The 17,557-nt window shown below is 69.9% G+C and carries 20 protein-coding genes and 1 pseudogene; 4 read left to right on the top strand and 17 right to left on the bottom strand.

Annotated elements, in window-relative coordinates:
• Positions 1-19: 19 nt before the first annotated feature.
• The 13 genes from ACZ6BG_RS13255 to ACZ6BG_RS13195 form a co-directional block, all read right to left on the bottom strand.
• Positions 20-2,263, bottom strand: coding sequence for a phage minor capsid protein (locus ACZ6BG_RS13255; RefSeq protein ID WP_468999935.1), 2,244 nt, complete (start codon positions 2,261-2,263; stop codon positions 20-22).
• 462 nt (positions 2,264-2,725) lie between these two features.
• The gene (locus ACZ6BG_RS13250) at positions 2,726-4,204 is read right to left on the bottom strand and encodes a phage portal protein (protein ID WP_468999934.1); all 1,479 of its coding nucleotides are present in this window, start codon (positions 4,202-4,204) and stop codon (positions 2,726-2,728) included.
• On the bottom strand, positions 4,164-4,607 hold the full coding sequence (locus tag ACZ6BG_RS13245; RefSeq protein WP_468999933.1) for an HNH endonuclease signature motif containing protein: 444 nt from the start codon (positions 4,605-4,607) through the stop codon (positions 4,164-4,166). The genes ACZ6BG_RS13250 and ACZ6BG_RS13245 overlap by 41 nt, the downstream gene beginning before the upstream one ends.
• Positions 4,608-4,672: 65 nt before the next feature.
• On the bottom strand, positions 4,673-5,905 hold the full coding sequence (locus ACZ6BG_RS13240; protein ID WP_468999932.1) for a PBSX family phage terminase large subunit: 1,233 nt from the start codon (positions 5,903-5,905) through the stop codon (positions 4,673-4,675).
• Positions 5,905-6,351, bottom strand: coding sequence for a helix-turn-helix domain-containing protein (locus ACZ6BG_RS13235; protein ID WP_468999931.1), 447 nt, complete (start codon positions 6,349-6,351; stop codon positions 5,905-5,907). Before ACZ6BG_RS13235 ends, ACZ6BG_RS13240 begins: the two co-directional genes overlap by 1 nt.
• Positions 6,352-6,590: 239 nt before the next feature.
• Positions 6,591-7,376 (bottom strand): hypothetical protein, encoded by a 786-nt coding sequence (locus ACZ6BG_RS13230; protein WP_468999930.1) that lies wholly within the window; start codon positions 7,374-7,376, stop codon positions 6,591-6,593.
• A complete protein-coding gene (locus ACZ6BG_RS13225) occupies positions 7,373-8,224 on the bottom strand; it encodes a hypothetical protein (protein ID WP_468999929.1) in 852 nt (283 codons plus the stop codon). The genes ACZ6BG_RS13230 and ACZ6BG_RS13225 overlap by 4 nt, the downstream gene beginning before the upstream one ends.
• The gene (locus ACZ6BG_RS13220) at positions 8,214-9,215 is read right to left on the bottom strand and encodes a DNA-methyltransferase (protein WP_468999928.1); all 1,002 of its coding nucleotides are present in this window, start codon (positions 9,213-9,215) and stop codon (positions 8,214-8,216) included. Before ACZ6BG_RS13220 ends, ACZ6BG_RS13225 begins: the two co-directional genes overlap by 11 nt.
• A complete protein-coding gene (locus ACZ6BG_RS13215; protein ID WP_468999927.1) occupies positions 9,212-9,466 on the bottom strand; it encodes a hypothetical protein in 255 nt (84 codons plus the stop codon). The genes ACZ6BG_RS13220 and ACZ6BG_RS13215 overlap by 4 nt, the downstream gene beginning before the upstream one ends.
• Entirely contained in the window at positions 9,463-10,269 is an 807-nt protein-coding gene (locus ACZ6BG_RS13210; RefSeq protein ID WP_468999926.1) for a zinc finger domain-containing protein, read from the bottom strand. The genes ACZ6BG_RS13215 and ACZ6BG_RS13210 overlap by 4 nt, the downstream gene beginning before the upstream one ends.
• Positions 10,266-10,673, bottom strand: a complete 408-nt coding sequence (locus ACZ6BG_RS13205) for a hypothetical protein (protein ID WP_468999925.1) — start codon at positions 10,671-10,673, stop codon at positions 10,266-10,268. Before ACZ6BG_RS13205 ends, ACZ6BG_RS13210 begins: the two co-directional genes overlap by 4 nt.
• Before the next feature lie 629 nt (positions 10,674-11,302).
• Complete coding sequence (locus ACZ6BG_RS13200) at positions 11,303-11,590, bottom strand: hypothetical protein (protein WP_468999924.1); 288 nt, start codon at positions 11,588-11,590, stop codon at positions 11,303-11,305.
• Between the two features lie 13 nt (positions 11,591-11,603).
• Positions 11,604-11,756, bottom strand: a complete 153-nt coding sequence (locus ACZ6BG_RS13195; RefSeq protein WP_468999923.1) for a hypothetical protein — start codon at positions 11,754-11,756, stop codon at positions 11,604-11,606.
• A gap of 166 nt (positions 11,757-11,922) precedes the next feature.
• Here ACZ6BG_RS13195 and ACZ6BG_RS13190 point away from each other — a divergent pair, with 166 nt between their 5' ends.
• Together ACZ6BG_RS13190 and ACZ6BG_RS13185 are read left to right on the top strand one after the other, a co-directional pair.
• On the top strand, positions 11,923-12,393 hold the full coding sequence (locus ACZ6BG_RS13190; RefSeq protein ID WP_469000311.1) for a hypothetical protein: 471 nt from the start codon (positions 11,923-11,925) through the stop codon (positions 12,391-12,393).
• Positions 12,381-12,545 (top strand): annotated as a pseudogene (locus ACZ6BG_RS13185) (transposase family protein); the annotation flags it as partial. The gene ACZ6BG_RS13190 and the pseudogene ACZ6BG_RS13185, both read left to right, overlap by 13 nt.
• Before the next feature lie 8 nt (positions 12,546-12,553).
• Here the strand turns inward: ACZ6BG_RS13185 and ACZ6BG_RS13180 are convergent.
• From ACZ6BG_RS13180 to ACZ6BG_RS13170, 3 genes are all read right to left on the bottom strand, one after another.
• On the bottom strand, positions 12,554-13,006 hold the full coding sequence (locus ACZ6BG_RS13180; RefSeq protein ID WP_469000307.1) for a hypothetical protein: 453 nt from the start codon (positions 13,004-13,006) through the stop codon (positions 12,554-12,556).
• Between the two features lie 296 nt (positions 13,007-13,302).
• Positions 13,303-13,764 (bottom strand): hypothetical protein, encoded by a 462-nt coding sequence (locus ACZ6BG_RS13175; RefSeq protein WP_468999922.1) that lies wholly within the window; start codon positions 13,762-13,764, stop codon positions 13,303-13,305.
• A 179-nt stretch (positions 13,765-13,943) separates the two neighbouring features.
• Positions 13,944-14,888, bottom strand: coding sequence for a LuxR C-terminal-related transcriptional regulator (locus tag ACZ6BG_RS13170; protein ID WP_468999921.1), 945 nt, complete (start codon positions 14,886-14,888; stop codon positions 13,944-13,946).
• Positions 14,889-15,091: 203 nt separating this feature from the next.
• On the opposite strand from ACZ6BG_RS13170, the gene ACZ6BG_RS13165 reads away from it, so the two are divergent.
• Together ACZ6BG_RS13165 and ACZ6BG_RS13160 are read left to right on the top strand one after the other, a co-directional pair.
• Positions 15,092-15,343, top strand: coding sequence for a hypothetical protein (locus tag ACZ6BG_RS13165; RefSeq protein WP_468999920.1), 252 nt, complete (start codon positions 15,092-15,094; stop codon positions 15,341-15,343).
• 88 nt (positions 15,344-15,431) lie between these two features.
• Positions 15,432-15,599 carry a hypothetical protein gene (locus ACZ6BG_RS13160; protein ID WP_468999919.1) on the top strand — a complete coding sequence of 56 codons (168 nt, stop codon included), beginning with the start codon at positions 15,432-15,434 and terminating at the stop codon, positions 15,597-15,599.
• A gap of 95 nt (positions 15,600-15,694) precedes the next feature.
• Here the strand turns inward: ACZ6BG_RS13160 and ACZ6BG_RS13155 are convergent, their stop codons facing one another.
• Positions 15,695-17,377: a recombinase family protein gene (locus tag ACZ6BG_RS13155; RefSeq protein ID WP_468999918.1), complete on the bottom strand. Its 1,683-nt coding sequence runs from the start codon at positions 17,375-17,377 to the stop codon at positions 15,695-15,697.
• Positions 17,378-17,557 lie beyond the last annotated feature (180 nt).

Genomic DNA, 17,557 nt, shown 5'->3' with positions numbered 1-17,557 from the left:
CCCAACGCGCCCCCCTTTCCTAGCGTTTGCGGCGCTGGTCGTGGACGGCGTGCCGGGCGGTCTCGGCCGCGTCGCTGCGCACCCCGGTGACCTGCTCGGTGAACTCGGCGAGAGTGATTCTCGGGCTCACCTCGTCCCAGAACCTGATCAAGTCCTCGGACGCGCGGGCGTAGGCGACGTGTGCGGGGCCGGAGAACAGGCTGTACGGGTCGATGCCTGCGGCGGTGGCCTTCTTGTTCAGGAGGAATCCGCGGGTGTAGTCCTCGGCGGCGAGCAACTGCAAGTGCACGTGCTCGCGATACATCTCGCGTATCTCCTCGCGGGAGTAGGCGAGTTTGGCCTCGCGCTCGGCGAGCTCCTTCTCGTACGCCCAGCGTTCGGCGGCGGACATGTCCTCGGTGCCGTCCGGGCCCTCGGTGACGTCGGCCCCGTAGGCGCCCCACTGGTCGGGGTCCTCGGGCTGTGGATCGCTCAGGCGCGCGGGCCGCATGGCCTCGTCGAGGGCGGTCCGGTTGGCGAGGTAGTCGGCGACGCTCGCCCCGGTGGCCATGACGGGCGGGACGACCGGGTACCGGCGGTCGAGCTCGGCCGCCAGGCGGGCGGCCTCATCCGGGCGCGCGTACCGGATCGCCCACGCAAGCACCTCGTCGCCGAAGGGCGAAATATCCGGGGCGAGCTGCCCGCTGGGGAAGACGGCGGCGAGCAGTTGGCGGCGGTCCGCCTCGGCGGCGAGTGCGGCGAACTCCGCGGGGCCGGTGGCGGTACGGGCGCGGTGCGCGAGCTGTTCGTCGGACAGGCCGACGAGGTCGGGCCGGACCCCGGGCAGCGCGGCGGCGACGTCGCGCCGGTCCATCTCCGCCGTGACGCGCAGCACCTGCTCGTCGCCGAGACGAGCCAGGACGCGCGCGAGCTCACGATCCGAGAAGGGCGTCAGGTCCTCGGCGAGTTGCCCGCCGGGGCGGATGCGGTCGAGCAGCGCCTGCTCGTCGCGCCGGTCGAGCTCGGCCGCAGCCCGGTCAAGGTCGCGTCCGTCGAGCAGACCGGTACCGACCGCGTCGGCGACCTGCTGCTCGCTCATCTCCCCCGGGGTGCGCTCGTCGCCCGCCCGTAGGCGCGCGGCCTCGACCGCGGCGGCGGGCGGCGCGGGGCGGCCGTAGGGGAGGTTCCCGGCGCCGATGGCCTCGCGTTCGCGCTTGCGGCGTAGCTCGGGATGGGCGGCCAGGTGGTCGCGCATCTTGGACTGCCACAGGCGCACGCGGGCGTCGGCCGCGCGTTTGGCGGCCGGGTCGACCGCGGCGGCACTGCGGACCTTCCATCGTCGGATGGCGCGCTCGATCGCCCGCTGTCGCTGCGTGGCCTCGTACCCGTCGAGGTCCTGCGCCTGCTCGACGGGCAGCACGGTCACACCAGGCAGGTACGCGCTGATGCTGTGGCGGCAGTTGGGGTGTTGCAGTCCGGCGAGCCGTGCCTCGTCGAGCGATCCGGCGATGCGCACGCGTATGGTGCGGCCGTCCTCGACGGCGTGCTCGGCCTCGATCGTGCGGGCACCGTCGGGACCGTCGAGGGCGAGAATCGTGCCTTCCCAGCGTTTGCAGAGCGGGCACTCGTGTGGGGCGTCGGAGACGACCACGAGGTCGAGGTCGGCGGCGCGCAGCCGGTCGGCGTGCGCTTCGACGGCGGCACGACCGGTGCTCGTGCGCACCGCCATTTCGGCGTAGGTGGTCATCGACCATGTACGGCCCGCCTTGTCGGTGAAGCTGCCGATGCCCCGGTCGGTGAACTGCTGCACCGCGCGCTGCGTCGCCTGCCTGCGAGTGTCGATGCCGAGCAGCGGCGTGCCGGAGACAGCAGCGACCACCTTCCGGTAGACGTCCTCCACGGCCCGGAGAATCCCGCGGTGCGTAGCGGTGACGAGCTGCACCGCCTCGGCCGCGAGCCGGTCAACGCTGCGCGTGTTCGGGGTGGCGTCGGCGGCGCGCCGGGCGTCGGCATCCGACAAGGCGCCGAGCTCAGCGAGCCCCGCCCGCGTCCCCACGTCGTACGCCTCGGTGACTGCCTGGAAAACGGCGAGCTCCATAGCGCTCGCGAGGGCGTCGACAACCGACTGCGCCGCGCGCCGCAAGGGCTGCACCGCGGCGAGCTTGGCCACGGCCCACCCCGGGGCGTCGAACCCGTCGGCCAACTGCCGGGCGATCAGTTCGAGCAGCCGCAGCTCGGCGTCGGCGTACAAGTCCCGCACGCCAGAGGAAAGGCTCTCCGCCATTCCAGGGTGAATCGGCACGCTCACCCCCGCCAGATATTTCGGCTAAATGCCGAAAAGCCTGCAAGTGGGGGTTAGATAAGAATGCATGACGTGAGTCACATTGGAATCCGGTGATCCGGCGTCCCGAATCCGTCACGCTGGTGGAGCGGGCTTAAGGGGGAGGGTCGGGCAGGGCCTGTGAGCTGCGCGTTTATCAAGGAATGGCGTTGATGAAAGTACACATTGAAATAACAATACGCAATACCCTGAGGCTGTGTGTACCCGGGTACCCGGGGCCCTCCATGTGTGATGTCGAGTAACGTCCCGGGGCTATGGAGCAAGTGCAGATCTTCTCTGGCCCGTTATTCGCGTATGCCCTACTGCTGGCCATGCTGATGGCTGTAGCGCTGGTGCACCCTGACCCGGAGGTGAGGGCGCGGGCGGAACAGCTCCTAGCGCTACTCTTCGGCGCGCGGTGACGACCTATGCGAGGGCACCGGTCTGCATGGGGTCGGGCACGGTGCGCCCGGTCTCGGCGAGGATGCGGTCGGCCTCTTCGCGCACGGCGGTGTCGTCCCACTCCGGGTGAAGGGCACGGACACGGGTCTCAGCGCTGATGGCCTCGGCCTGAGTCAGCAGGGCGAGGGTCTGCGCGGTGCTCGCCGGGTCCTCGCTCACCACCGGGGCGAACTCGATGCGGGGCCGCTCGGGGATCACGCTCGGGGTGTAGAGGCGCCGGTCGAGCATGAGCAGGGCGTGCAGCATGTCGGCCAGGGCGGGTGTCCAGTAGCGCACCTTCTTGGCGCGGGTGGTGAGACTGCGGCGCTCACGGGCTTTGATCTCGGTGGCGGTGACGGCGGCGCCCTGGTCGCCAAGCCCGAAGGTCTGAGCCGAGTATCCGGCGCTGCGGATCGCTTGCCGGGTGATGGCCTCGGCGGTCTGAGTGTGCTCGGCGACCCTGATCTCGAACTGCGACAGGGTGATGCCCGCGCCCTGTTCGGTCGGGGGGATGGAGAGGGCCTGCCAGATTTCCCGGTCGTCGTCGAAGCTCGCGCCGCGGCCCGGTCCGTGATCGCGCAGGTACGCCTCGGGCACGAGCAGGCGTGCGCGGGCGAGGCGGAGATCGCGTATCCACGAGGTCCATGTCGTATCGAGCGCGTCGAACAGGTCATACAGCGGGGCGGCGTAGTCCGAGCGTCCGAACGGGCTGCCGCGGTGGCGCCGGTTCGGCCGGATGTTGGGGACGTAGGCCGCGGTCAGCAGGCTGATACCGGTCTCGATGGTGTCGCCCTGGGGGCTGAGGGAGTGGGCGAGGTCGGCGACGTCGGGGTGCTCGGTGAGCGGCACGCGCTCGCCGAGGCGGTCCGGCCCGCCCTGGTAGAGGGCGTGCTCGATGCGGCCGGGGGCGTGTCGTTCGAGGTGGCGCCATACGGTGGCGGAGTCCGAGGCGAGCTCGTGCCAGAACGTCACCGCGGCGAGGCGCCCCCAGCGCCATTCCGGCACGGCGGCATCGGCGTGCATGACGGTGAGCAACGGCCGGTCGGCCAGCGCCCGGTCCCAGGTCGCTCGGAGGTAGACCCCGCCGAGTGCCGAGGCGACCTCGGCCGCCTCGATCAACGTGTTGGCGATGCCGTCGGTCTCGGTGAGATCGTCGAGCCGCGCCTGCGTGCCGGTGTCGGCGACGGTGAACGTGGGCGGCTCGCTGAACAGCAAGTCGGCCGAAGCGGTCGCGATGTCGCCCGCAAGCGGAATGTGCAGAGGGGTCTCGCGCGCGCCCTGCTGCGCATGACGGTTGCGCCCCCACAGGCGGCGTCGCCCGTCCTTGCGCAGTGCGTTGTCGTGGTAGACCGTAGCGAGCTTCTTGTGATCGCCGGAGTACCACGCATCATCGACTGTGATCTCGGCATACGGTGCGGCGAGTTTAGGCGGTGGCCACGGGGCGCCGTTGGCAGGCAGGGGCACGCTTCACCCCCCGCCTGCGGTCGGCGCGGCATGTGCGGCAGTTGCGGGCGCCGTTCGGGGCGACGTAGGTGTTCGCCGCATCGAAGGCATGGCCGCGCAGACAGTGCGTGCGCCGCGCGTTGCGCGCGGCCGGACCCTCGCCGCGCAGGACGTTGGTCCGCGTGGTGACGGGTTCGAGGTGATCGGGGTTCACACAGGCCCGGTTGCGGCACAGGTGATCAAGTACGAGTCCATCGGGGATCGGGCCGCGCACGGCCTCATAGGCGACGCGGTGCGCGTGCAGCGGGCGGCGGGCGATCCGGACCTGGCCGTAGCCGTTGGGCTTGATGTGCCCGGTCCATTCCCAGCAACCCCGGTCGGCGGCACGGACCTTGTCGAGGAACCGGTCGACCCAACTACGCATGGCGCCCCCTCGGTCATGGCGGAGCCCGGGGCCCCGGCGGGGCGGCCGGGGCGGTGATAGGTCGGTTACGTGTGGGTGGCGAGTAGCGGGCGCCACTCCTGCGCGGTGGAGTGGACGGCGTAGCGCAGCGCGTCGAGTGAGTGGTCGTCCTTCTTGACGGGCTTGTCTTCGCCGCGCGCGGCGGCGGTGTCATCCCACACGTAGCCGGGCAGTTCCTCGCGCAGGGCGGTGCACGAGCGGTGGATGCGCAGCAGGCCGGAGTCGAGGGCGACCGATACCGAGCGGATGCCGTCGAGGACGGTGTTGCTCGCGCCGGCCACCCCGGGGTGTCCGTCGGTCCACATCTGCACCAGGAAGCTCGCGGCCGAGGGGTCAATGAACGTCCACTCCGGCGTGATGTCCTGCTCAGCGAGCCACGCGCGCACGGCGCGGGAGTAGGCGGCATCCGTCATCTGCCGGTGTGCCTTGCGCGCGTTGTGGCGCCACTCGCCCGTGACGTACAGGCGGTCGTCGTCGCCGAGGCCGAGCAGGAGCGCCGAGAAGGGCGCGGTGGTCCCGTAGTCGATGCCGCACCAGTAGCGGCGCATCGGGGGCAGCTCGTCGACGACGTGCTGCTGCTCGTCGTAGCAGTCGTAGATCGCGCCCTCGGCGACGACCCACTCGCCCAGGATCATGCGGCGGCGCCACAGGCCGGTGAACTCCGTGGCCAGCGCGGCGACGTACTGCTCGGAAAGGCTCGGGTTGTCGGCGAGCTTAAAGTGAAACGCGGCGAGGTCGAGCTCGTGCGCGCGGTCGAGGTAGTCGGTCCGTAGCCAGTGTTTCGGCGAGTCCGGGTTCGTGGACCCGAGCAACATGGCACCGGGGACAGAGAGGCGGGCGAGGAGTTGCCGGAAGAATTCCGGCGGGAGCAGGGTGACCTCGTCGCAGTAGGCGAGGGCTGCGGTCATGCCGCGCAGCCGTCCCTCGGCGCGCGCGTCCGAGGCACCGACGAGATGCACCACGCGCCCGAGGATGGTCGCGGTGGTGGCGCCGCGGGTGTGGTGCACTTCGGAGGCGACGTTGCCGAACAGCGACGGATCGGCGAGGACGTCGAGGCAGTTCCGCTCGATGGTCTGCAAGCTGCGCCCGCAGATGACGACGAGGCCCGAGGCGGGCGCGCGCCGCAGGGCGAGCAGGAAGCGCACAAGGCTCGCGATCGTCTTGCCCGACCGCACCGAGCCGTGCCAGATGTTGATCCGGGCCGTGGCACGGCGGATCGAGCCGAGTTGCTTGTCGGACAGCGGCAGGGGGCCGGTCATCAACCCCCCTCGCCATCACCCCCGCTCTGCCCGAGCAGGGCGTCGGCGAGGCGGTCGAGCATCGAGCCGCCACTCGTACCCGTGCCGATGTGACGGGCGAGCTCGGCGACACGGGCGTGCACGTCGGTCAGGGCACGGGCGGCGGTGGCGTGGTCGCGGGCATCGCGTGCCGACTCGGCCCCGGTCGTCTTGGCGACTTGTCCGAGGGCGCCGTCGAGGGCATCGTCGGCGAGCTGCTCGCGCCGTACGGCAGCGTCCGCCCGATGGGCTTCGGTGGCCGCAGCAACGCGGGCGCCACCGGAGAAGGTGAGACCGAGCTCGTTCGCGATCTTTGAGACGCTCGCGGCGCCGCGCCCGATGGTGCGCGCGATCTGGTTGCGGCTCTTGCCCTCGCCGTGCAGGCGCCGCACCGCTTCGCGGTCGCGGTCGGTGATCGGCTCGGCCACGCGCTCACCTCCGGACTGCGGGCATGCGTACGCCCCGCCGCGGGGGGGGGCGGGGCGTACGAGTTGAGGGGCCGAAGTTTCCGGGCACGCCGGAGGCGCCTCCAACATTAGGTCACGAATTGATAACGGCGCAACCTGTCTGGCGGGTCACCAAGACGGTTCCTCGGGTGGACCAGATCAGCAAGGGCGAGTAGCCGTGCGGCCCGAGCTGTACCCCGGGCCGCACACCTCGCCACTCCCTACGCCGCGGCGGCGAGATCCACCCCGAGCGCGACGACCAGGGCGGGCAGATCAACCCACGCCCACACGCGCCGCCCCCGCTCGTCGACCGGGACGGGCGCGGTGCACTCCGGCCCGGTCGAGCAGGTCACCCTCGGCTCGGTGTCCGGCCCGGTATGCAACTCAAGGTCGCCGCCGCACCACGGGCACGCCCGATCCGGCACCAGGGTGCTGCGGGTGTCGAGGCCGAGGGTGCGCAGCAGGCGGCCCTCTGCGATCCGAGCCGTGCGCCTCGCCTCGTGCAGCAGGTACGAGGGCAGAGGAGCGAACGGCGGGGCAGCGAGGGTCCCGTCGAGCTGCTGCTCGGGGGTGGTGTCCTCGTCGAGCACGCGGCCCTCGACCCACACGCACGCGAAGTGCAGACCATGCGCCCTCGACCCATGGGCGCGCCGGATGTCGGCGGTGCCCGGGTCGGGGAACTCCCAGCGCCGCGCGTCACGACTGCTCGGTGCGGTGTTCTGGACGGCGGCGGCGAGGGTGTCGGCGAGGTCGAACACCTGCCGCTCGATGGCGATTCCGGTGTCGAGGGCGTCGAGGTTGGGCGGAGCGGGGTGTTCGCGCAGTACGAGCGGCGCACGGTCCTCGACGACGAGCTGCTCGTCGGCGGCGCGCATGGTGTGGGCGAGCTGCCGCGGGGGCCACACGTCGGCGGGCGGGGTCTCGATGGCGAGCAGCAGCTCGGCCCACTGCTCCCGGATGGTGCGCAGGGCGGCGACGGTCTCATGCACCGTGCGGGCGTAGGTCATCGGCGCCCCTCTGCGTCGAGGTCCTGCTCGGCCTCGCCGGTGCACGCGTGTCGTATGTCCTCGACGAGCTGCTGCTCGCTGACGGGCAGACGGGCGGCGAGGGCGTCGACGAGCTGCTCGACGTGGGCGAGGCGGGCGGCGTACAGGTCGCGGTCGGTCTCGGTCTCCACGAGGCACTCGTCGGCGGCGGCCACGGTGCGGCGGAGTCGCTGCGCGGCGACCTGCTGTCCCCCGGCGCTGCGCTGGAACGTGTCGCATTCGGTGACCTCGGCTTCGACTGCGCCGCGCAGGGCTGCGGAGTCCGCGGGGGTGAGCATGCCTCGATCGGCGCGGGCGAGCAGCTCGCGCAGGTGGTCACGGCGTGCGGTGCGCTCGGTCTCGCGTGCGGCACGGCGGTTGCGGCGTGAGTCACGGTGGGCGGGCGCGGTGGTCATCAGGCAGGCTCCCTTGCGTGGGGTGACAGGGATTGGGCACGTACGGCGGCGGTGCCGACGGGGGGCGGGGACGACGAGGGCGAGGTCGTCACGACGCCAGGGGTCATGGGCGAGCCAGGGGTAACCGGCAGACAGGACAAGCACGGTCCCTTCGGGCTCGTCGGCCGCCAGACGGCACACGTCGCACAAGCACGTCGGGTCGTACGCGGCGGGCGCGGCGGGGTACGCCTCGGTCTCGTACCGGGGCCGGGCCAAGCCGGGCGGGCTCGGGACGATCGCGGCGAGGATCACGTCACCAGCGCGGACCTCCCGCGCGCGCAGGATGCGGGCCGCGCCCGGATCGGTGCCCGTGGGCGCGTACTCGGCGTCGTCCGGCCGCAGGGTGACGAGGACCGGGAAGAACTCAACTTGCACGCCGCGCCCCCGGGGTGGAGCCCTTGTCGAGGCCGTCGGGAAACGGCAGCACGCCTTGCGCGAAGCGGGAGCGGGACAGGTCGAGGTAGGCCGGGTTGAGGTCGATGCCGACGAAGCGGTGCCCAAGCTGCCGCGCAGCCACGCCTGTCGTGCCACTGCCGCTGAAAGGGTCGAGCACGACACCGCCGGGCTTGCACCCGGCCTTGATGCACCGCAGGGGCAGATCGATGGGGAACACCGCCCCGTGCGCCTGCGGGTTGGGGCGCGTGGCGATCGTCCACACGTCCCCCGGGTTGCGCCCCTTGGCGCCGTCCGGCGTCCACGGGGCGGCGCCGCTCGTCGGTTTGTTCGCCCCCTTCCGCGCCCGCCGCGACGGCGCCCGGTCGCCGGTGTACGGCTCGCGGATCGCGTCGAGGTCGAACCAGTACCGCGGACCCTTGCTGAACATGAACACGTGCTCATGACGGCCCGAGAGACGGTCGGTGACGTTCTCCGGCATCGCGTTGGGCTTGACCCAGATCACGTCATTGCGCAGCGTCCACGGCGCGGCCAACTGCACAGCGAGTGCCACGCGCCACGGAAGCCCCAACAGGGCTTTGGTCGGCATGCCCTTGACGCGCCTTCGCTGCGCCGGACGGCCGGTCTCTTGCTTGCGCTGCCCGCTCATGCCGGGCCCGTGCCAGCGTTCGTTGAAGCCAGTGTTCGGGGTGCCGCGGCCGGTGCTGTAGGAGTCGCCGAGGTTCAGCCACAGTGTGCCGTCGTCGGCGAGCACGCGGTGCGCCTCGGCGAACACGGCGGCGAGGGTGGCGACGTACGCCTCGGGACTCTCCTCCAAGCCGTACTGCCCCGGTACGTCGTAGTCCCGAAGGCCGTAGTACGGCGGCGACGTCACGATGCAGTCGGCCACGCCGGTCGTCATGGTGGCGAGCACGTCGAGGGCGTCGCCCTGGTGCAGGGTCACGGTGTCGTCCGCGTAGTGGGCGGCGGTCATCGGGCGGTGCCTCCGTTCACCTGGGCACGGCGGGCGCGGCGGGCGCGGCGGACGACGAAGCGCCGAGCGGCGCGGGTCTCCCGCGCGCGAGGCGCGACCGGTCGCGCGAGCCTGTCGGTCTTGATCTCCCACCCGTCCGTGCTCAGTCGGTCGGTGAGGGACTGCGCAGTGCGCGCGGCGACGTCGGGGTGAACGTCGAGTTCCTCGGTCAGGTGGGCGGCGAGGGCGTCTCGCGCGGCGGCGGGGGTCATCGGTGCTGTCCTCCCGTCATGTGACGGGCGCGGCGCTCGCGTGGGGCGGGTGGCTGGCACATGAGGCGGGCGAGGCGGACCTGCTCGGCCTCGGCCTGCTCGTCCTGGTCGCCGAGTTGGGCGACGACGGCCTCGATCCGGGAAGGGTGCACGCCGCTGATCTCGCGGTGTCGTCGGTAGCCGCTGCGGCAGCGGGTGCCGGCATCGGCGCGGCAGTGCGGGCACTTGGCGCCGAGCGGGTCGGGCAGCCCCTCGGCGACGAGGGCCTCGCGCCGGGCCTGCGCGGGCCGGAAGGCGGCGAGGTCCCGGGCGACGTGCTCGGGTATGTACCGGCCTGGCCCGGTGCCGACACCGGCGACGAGCGCGGCGAGACGTTTCTGCTCACCGGTGTTGATCTCGGCGTGGTACTGGGCGGGCGGGGCGTGCCCGGTTGCGACGGCAGCCCGGGTGCCGAGGAGTTCCTCGCGCCATGCCTGCGGGTCGTCGGGGTCGGCCGCGGGGACCGGGTCGGTGTGCCGGTTCATGAGCGCGGAGCGGTGCGGAGCCCATGCGGCGAGCAGGTCGTGCGGCTCTACGGGCCGGTACTGCGCGCTGTGGTCAGAGCCGTGCCGTTCGTAGTAGTGCTGGACGGCGCGCGCGGCGTCCCAACCGGTCGTGCCCAAGGTGGCGGGGACATCGGCGAGGGCGGACGTCCACTCGCTGATGGTGCGGGCGGCCTGTTGCGGGTCAGCCAGAGCGCGGCGCACACGGGAGTCGAGACGCCCGGCAAAGGCGAGGAGGGCAGTCAACTGGGCGTCGATCACTGGGCGTTCTCCTTCTGCGCGTGCAGCAGGGCCAGTCCCGCCGCGAGATGGTCGGTGTAGGCAGCGGGCGCGCTGCTGCGGAGTGGTACGACGTTCGGGCTGGGGCGGGCGGCCGGAGTGCGGTCGAGGTCGCCCCAGACCTTGAGCCAGTAGCGGGCCGGTTTGGCCTCGGTACCGGGGGTGGTGCGGCGGGCGGCGAGGTCGACGAGGGACTCGACGCCGTGCTGCTGCACGAGCCGGTAGACGTCGCGCTGTTCGCCGAGGCCGAGCGTCCAGCGGACGTGGATTCCAGCGGCGGCGAGGGCGTCGCCGAGCGGGTGCAGCTCGGGTGTCAGCGGGGACCGGGTCGCGCGTGGCTGCTGTTCTGCTTGATGCTTGCGTTCATATGCGTTCTGGGGTCTCAAATCGCTACCCCTGGGGGTCTCGTTTCGCGACCCCTCCGGTCTCAGATCGCTACCCCCCGGGGTCTCGTTCTCGGACCGGTCCGGATTTGCTACCGGTCGCGGTTTCGGACCCCCATACGGGGGCGTATCGGACTCCGCTCGAACGTGCCCAACGGCGTGCGGCAGCTTGTAGACGGTCTCGCCGCGCGGCCCCCGACTGTCCTCGGAGACCTTGAGCTCGCCCGAGATGACCAGCCGGTCGACGGCACGGATCACGGACGAGCGGGCCGCTCCGGTGCGCTGCACGAGCATGGTCGTGCCCGCGTAGGCGGTGCACTGCCTATCCGGGCACTTGTCCGCGATGGCGAGCAACACCATGCGGGCGGTGCCGCGGGCGGTTGACCGCGTCCATACCCAATCCATGGCGTCGAGGCTCAACAGTCCTTCTCCTTACGGGCATTGGCGACCCTGGAGGCTCGGGCCGGTGGGCGAGGGCGGCGGGGGAGTGCAGCGGGCAGCGATGGCCGATCACGTAGCGGCGCACACAGTCGAGGGCGCGGCAGTAGCGGCCGGTGCCGCCGTCCCAGTGCCCGCACAGGACAGGGGCGGCGGCTCCGTGGCTCACTGCTTGTGTGCTCGCTGCGCGGTGGTCACTTCGCATCGCCCACGTACCGGGCGTAGACCAGGTGCTCCTTCCGCTTCTCCCTGCCCTTGCCGACGAGGACCGTGCACGCGACGGCCTCGAACGAACCCGCGGGCGCGTATGCAGCGAGCCGCGCAGACTTGATGGCCTGCGCTGCGGACGAGGCGCGGCTGATCGATTCCGGCCTGCGCACTACGCCCCACACGAGGGGCCGCTCGCGCAGCTCGTCAGCGATGCGGGCGTGCTTGGTGTTCTTGTGCTGGGGCGGCGGCCCGATGAACTCAATGTCGCTCACGTGCTGAACTCCCTCATGCTGCGGTCGCCCGCTGCCCGGCCTTGTCGGCGCGGGCGCGGTGGATGTGCGGGGCGAGGACTCGGCGGACGAGGTCGAGCTGCTCGGGCGTCGGCTCCGGCCACTCGTCGGCATCGGGCGACGTGATGTGTGGCACTCGGTCGGCCATGGCTCCCCCTTCCATGTGTGCGAGAACTCGAACAGCTACAGGCGCAGACAGCCCACTTATAGGCCGTACGTCTGTTTCTGTTCTCGAACGCGATCAACCGTAAGTGGGGTAGATGCGCACGTCAATGCACATCTTGGGGTGTTCAGTACAGGTGATGGCTGGTTAGATGAGCCTGTTTGTGTTTCTCGACGAGAACAGGAGCGGGAACGTGACGGAGCCGGAAGAGGGCGCCGGAACTCCCTTCGCCGATCTTGTGCGCGAGGCGCTCAGGCCCAAGGGGATGACCTTCCGGAAGCTGGCCGCGGGCGCAGTGGACTCCGCGAGCGGACACACGATCTCGCCGTCGACAGTCTGGAAGGTGGCCGACGGCCAGCCGATCCGGATCGAGCGCAAGGTCGTGCGCGCTTTCGCCGCAGGCCTAGGGCTGCCGCTGCGCACGGTGCAGCTCGCCGTCGCCGAGGAATACATCGGCCTCGTCGCGGACGACCCGCTGAACGCCTCGACTTCACAGGCGACGGTCGTGGTCGCGCACGTCCCGGGCCTGGCGGCGGAGGACATGCCGAAGGTGGGGGAACTGCTCAAGCGCTTTGCGTCCGGGGAGGGGCCGGCGCCAGAGGAGACGTCCCGCGGTGCCTAAGGCTGTCCCGTAGCGGCTGGCGGGTACGCCGTCGGAGCCGGCCGTGGAGTTTGCCGCTCGCGGACCGGGTGCTGCTGGGCATGGTGTACTGGCGCGCCGGCCTGGCCCTGCGTCAACTCGCCCCGCTCTTGGGGATCGCGAAGTCGGCGGCTGGCGGACGTCACCGGGAGCGGGTGTACGTCTGCTTTGGCCTGATCCCGTCGGTGCGCCGCAGCTTGTTCTCGCCCACCAGGGTCAGCGTCGAGGGGCTGCCCGCCGTGCAGTGTCTATCCGGTTTTGAGGCCACTGTAGAGCCGCTCAGTCGGACGCTGCCAAGCATGACGGAGTCCAGCCGTGCTTTGAACACACAGTGGTACCAGTCTCCCGTTTCCGTCGGTCCGTCCGCCGTCATGGTCACCACTGTGTCGCCCGCGTATCCCTGCCGAATCACCATCGTCCGGGTGCTGAGGCCGCCGTCACCTTCGACCGGCATCTCCCAGGTACCGAGGTACTTCTCCGGCACCACGCCCGCCGGGCTGGTGGCCGGGGGCTGCTCCTCCACGGACGAGTCCTCGTGGTGGACGTAGGCGCCAAAGGCAATGGCTATGACGGCAGCGGCCGTAGCGGTGGCCAAGACGAGTCCACGGCGTGGCCGTTCTCTGGCCGGAGGCCTTTCGGGCGCGCTGAGTATCGCCAACGGGGGCAGCGCGGACAGTGGGCTGCCGCCCGCACTTTCCGCTTCCGCCCTCTGCGCCGGAGCCTCGGCTTTCGCGGCTGGAGGCAGGCGGTATGCGCGGACGCCGATGACCGCGGCGGCGGCCCTGCGCGCCAACGTGAGGTCTTCCGCAAGGGGCAGGGTGCGAGCGTGGCTCGGGCGCCGGTCGACTCCGATCGTGGCCGCGGCGGCCCGACGGAGCAGCGTGGGCCGAGTCATTCGGCGCCCCTCGGGCCTGCGGCCGGACGCCGGGGGCCGGCCTGCTCGTTCGGCGGCGCGGTCGCCGGTGGCTGGGTGCCTTGCGGCTGGGGGTCCTGCGGTGCGTTGGAGCCACCGATGACGACCTCCGCCAGCCGGGTGTGCTTGAGCTGGACGAGGATCAAGGGCGCCGACGCCCCGACGGCGAACGTCGCGAAGCCCCCACTTACCTGGCCCCAGGCCGTCATGAACGCCGCCACTCCGGCCCCCAGCACGATGTGCACTACGGCCGCGATGCTCTGGCCCGCGATGTCGTAGAACGCACCGAACGAGGGAGGCGTATCCTCGGCCTCGTGCTCCTCGGAGAGCCGGAACTCCTGCCGTCGCAGGAGCCATTCGGACATGCAGTCGTATGCGTGCACGATGCCGCGCACTGCTCCGCCGGCCGCGCCGATCAGAAGCAGAGTCGCAGTGTCCACGTGTCCTCAGCCCATGCAGAGAGACTTAGACGGTCAATATAAAAGCTACGGACCTCCTCACTGCATGAGAAGAGGAGCGCCCAAGCCAGGCGGTCTAGGGCCTGCTCCCGGAGTTCTGCTGCCAGGCATGCCTGACGTCCGTCAGCGCCACGACAGCCACATCGGTTACGTGACAACCGCTAGTCGAGTTCTCGCTCAGCGCTCGCGGTCGGCGAACCCCACCAGGCCATGAGCTGATACACCGTCTTCAACTCCAGCCGCCTGCACAGGCGGCGCAAATGCGTGTTGACCGTCTTGGTGCTGTAGCCGAGCAGCGATGCCGCCTGCTGCTGATCATGACCACCTTGGAGCATGCGTAGGATGGTGCGCTGAATCTGCGTCGTCACCGTGCCCGACTCAGGCGCATCGGTGTACCACTCTTCGGCCCGCGTCCACTCCAGCTCGACATAATCGGCGATGAAGGCGCAGATGGCCGGTGAGCGCACGACATACCCACCCTCAACGACCGCTCGGCCCTCGGCGTGGTCGGCGATGACGGCGAACTTCCTGTCCATGACCACGCAGCGCATGAACATCTGCGCCCGGGTGCGGTAGCCGCCGCCGAGCGGGGACATGACGTCGACCCTCTGCCGTACGGCCGGGTTGCTGCGCGCGCTCACGTGGTACAGCGTCCGCATCGTGACGCCGCGCCTCAGAGCGTCAGCGTCGCGGTACATGCTCTTCTCCAGCACTGTGCGTGGGCGCTCCCCGGGCTGCGCGGCCAGGATCTCGGTAGCGGCGGCGTCGACCGCCGTGGCGATGGCCTCGTTGACGGCGTCCACGCCGTCCAGCCACTGAACGGCCCTGTCCCCTCGCGGTTCTTCGCGCGGGTTCATCGACCGCAGGTCGGCCAGCAAGGCGGGTATCTCGGCGATCCGGGCGACGGACTGCCCGAGCGCATCGCTCTCCGTCTTCAGCAACCGCCGGGCGACACGCCCCACGGGCACCAGCAGGTAGCGGCCCTCTTGCAGAGGCTCACGGATGACCAGGCCCACGGCGAGCAGCTTGTCGAGCTCGGGCGTGCGCCGGTCGACGAGCCCCCCGTCGGCGATGTGCCGGTACAGGTCGCGTTCGCGTTCGGACATTGCGAGAGAGTCGTGAAGGGCATGTGCAGTCGAAGTGACCACCGGATTGTCCACTTTTAACCCTTCGCCTTCTTGAACTTCCGGTCTTGCACCAGGCAGTTCACTTGAACGTTGACCCATTGGTCATGGAGCGTAACCCTTCGTAGGCGCATATGACGCACGACTGTTCGATAGGCAACATCAAACCGAAGGGGAGGCCAAGCATGGTCCGTACCAAGAGATTCCGGAAGCTCCTCGCACCCCTACTTCTCGCCGCTGCACTTGCAACCGGCTACTCCCTCACAACCTCCGACGAGCCGAGCCACCGCGTCCGCGCCGACACCTCTTGGGGCACCACCACCGACGACACTTCCTGGGGCTCCCCCGGTTCCGACGTAGATCCGGCCGCAAGCACTGCCACCCCCCAGACCGTCGAACGCGCCCCGCAGGTCAGCGGCGACACCTCGTGGGGCTGAGCAGCCACCACACCGCATCAAGCACGCCATGAACGCGCACGCCCCTCCACCGAGGCGCACCGCGCAAGGGGGGGCGAACGTGATCACCGTGATTCGAACCCGCCTCGACGACGGCGCACCCGCAGTCGTACGAGCAACCGCTGAAGACCTCACCATCGCTCTGGACGACCGGCACATCACCCCCCACGGTGCCGAAGCTCTGGAACTCGCGCTCAACGGCCTGGCCGGCCCCGGCGCACAGCAGCCCCTCACGTAGCCGTGACGGCACACCCGTCCGTGGGCATCAGGCAGTGCCGTACAACTCGCGAGGGCCGCGCGGTCGGTTCCGCGCGGCCCTCGTGACTTGTGGTGTTACGCCGCAGAAGGCAGACGCGGAACCACGGTTACATGCTCCTCGACCGGGATGTGTCCTCCTCGTGGGGCTTTTCTCAAGCGAACATCGAGTAGGGTCTCGGCGATGAGTCGCCGCTGAGCAATGGGCACCTCAGCCCACGCTGCGGCAACTTCCTCGGGCGTCGTGGCAACCAAGTCCCGCACCATTGAAGGGGCCTTCAACGACTTGGCCGCCTTCTCGGCTTCGTCGATCTTCGGCAGCAGCCCCGCCTCGATCACAGCAAGTGTCTCCGCAGACGTCTTGCCATCGATTGCACTCTTGCGAAACTCCTGCAAACGCCCTCGCAACAACGTGACCTCGGCGTCTGCCTCTGCTGCCTGCTTCATCAGTTCGTCATCACCCTTGGTGTAGGCCTCGACGAACTGCGGCGACGACAGCCACTCGAACAGCTTCCGCTCTACGTACTCATCTATCGGCGCAGTCGTAGCGGAGACGTGATAGCCCTTGCCCCCGAACTTGCCCTCGACCTTCGGCTGCATGCAGCGGTAATAGGGCCCGTATTCATTACGCCCTGAACCAACCTCGACGGAGCACACGTCACAGACCATGCTCCCTGAAAGCCAGTTCACGGCACGCCCTGGCCGCGAGTTGTGCGGCTTCCCCTTGCGCTCCTTGATGATCGCCAGGCAACGTGCATGGGTGGACTTCTTCACGATCTTCGGCCAAACACCTTCGGCCGTCGCCTTACCGTGATGGGTGCGGACACCGATGTAGCGCGGGTGGCTGGCGTAGTCCACGATCGTCGCCGCGTGCCACCGGGCGAGCAGCAGGGGCTCTTGCCGCTCATTGAAGTCCTGCGAAATGGAGAGCTGTGCCTCGCCTTCCTTGAGGCGCTGCTGCACCTCAGACTGCAAGTGGGCATGCTCCTTGATCCGCTGAACCCAGGCGGCATGTATTGAGGCATTCTCGGGCAAATCTTCACGCCACTCGGCCAGGCGCCCGATGTGCTCTTTGCGCCACTGCCGAGCAGGGGGCGTCACGCCCCGCAGGTTGAAGTCGCGCGCGATGACGGAGTAGGCGTCACCTGCCGCAACCCGCTTGCACAACTCACCAATGACCTTGGCCTCGGTCGGCTCAACCTCGATCCGCAGTAGGGCGCGGGTCCGTGGGTCGTAGACACGTCGGTACCCGTACCCTTCCTGTCCATGAGGGCGCCCGTTTGCAGCGTTGGCTCGCAACGTCCGTAGGACGTTGTTCCTCATCTCCTCGACTTCGTTCTCGCCGAGCAGAGCATGCAGGCCGGTTTGGAGGCGATCGTCCTTATTGGTCAGGTCGTAGACCTTGCCGCCGTAGCACCACAGCACCCCATTGGTGGCGCAGGCGTCGCGGAGTCGCGCGTACACGGCTAGGTCGCGCTGAAGGCGAGTGGATGCCCAGGCGAACACGATGTCGAGACGCTTTTTATTGATCCACTCGATCATGCTCTCGAACTCTTCGCGCTCCTGGGCGCGGTAGATCGAGGCGGAACGGTCGTCGTCGACGAACTCCTTGACGATGGGGACCCCAAGACGATCCGCGTCGGCCTGCCCGGCGTCGAGCTGCTCGCGTACGGATCGGCCTTGGCTCTTCGTCTTACCGCGGTACGCACTCTTCCGTGCGTAGAGCCCTCCCCTTAGCCCCTTCAAGCTCTCCAAGTTCATCGGCACCCCCTAGTTCCCTCAGTATGTCCCTAACTAGGAAGAACCAAGGTAGCCCCCAAGGCCTGACCCGGCCCCTCTGGGCCCCGCGTGGACGCGCGTGGGGCCCGGGAGCCCTTGGCCCCACCGGTGCCGCACGTCGAAGGGCCGGAACCCCGCTGGGGGTTCCGGCCCTTCGCGCGT

It is taken from the genome of Streptomyces sp. NPDC041205, assembly GCF_055591765.1.
The sequence above is the reverse complement of the archived record's forward strand: the minus strand, read 5'-3'. Positions and strand labels throughout refer to the sequence as shown.

Bases quoted from the DNA above. Each gene is read 5' to 3' on its own strand.
- ACZ6BG_RS13220 (WP_468999928.1), bottom strand. From the start codon at position 9,215: ATGACCGCCGCCCACTACGCGGACGACACCGTGACCCTGCACCAGGGC.
- ACZ6BG_RS13165 (WP_468999920.1), top strand. From the start codon at position 15,092: ATGGTCCGTACCAAGAGATTCCGGAAGCTCCTCGCACCCCTACTTCTC.
- ACZ6BG_RS13155 (WP_468999918.1), bottom strand. From the start codon at position 17,377: ATGAACTTGGAGAGCTTGAAGGGGCTAAGGGGAGGGCTCTACGCACGG.
- ACZ6BG_RS13195 (WP_468999923.1), bottom strand. From the start codon at position 11,756: ATGGCCGACCGAGTGCCACACATCACGTCGCCCGATGCCGACGAGTGG.
- ACZ6BG_RS13255 (WP_468999935.1), bottom strand. From the start codon at position 2,263: ATGGCGGAGAGCCTTTCCTCTGGCGTGCGGGACTTGTACGCCGACGCC.
- ACZ6BG_RS13245 (WP_468999933.1), bottom strand. From the start codon at position 4,607: ATGCGTAGTTGGGTCGACCGGTTCCTCGACAAGGTCCGTGCCGCCGAC.
- ACZ6BG_RS13190 (WP_469000311.1), top strand. From the start codon at position 11,923: ATGAGCCTGTTTGTGTTTCTCGACGAGAACAGGAGCGGGAACGTGACG.
- ACZ6BG_RS13230 (WP_468999930.1), bottom strand. From the start codon at position 7,376: ATGACCTACGCCCGCACGGTGCATGAGACCGTCGCCGCCCTGCGCACC.
- ACZ6BG_RS13170 (WP_468999921.1), bottom strand. From the start codon at position 14,888: ATGTCCGAACGCGAACGCGACCTGTACCGGCACATCGCCGACGGGGGG.
- ACZ6BG_RS13215 (WP_468999927.1), bottom strand. From the start codon at position 9,466: ATGACCCCCGCCGCCGCGCGAGACGCCCTCGCCGCCCACCTGACCGAG.
- ACZ6BG_RS13240 (WP_468999932.1), bottom strand. From the start codon at position 5,905: ATGACCGGCCCCCTGCCGCTGTCCGACAAGCAACTCGGCTCGATCCGC.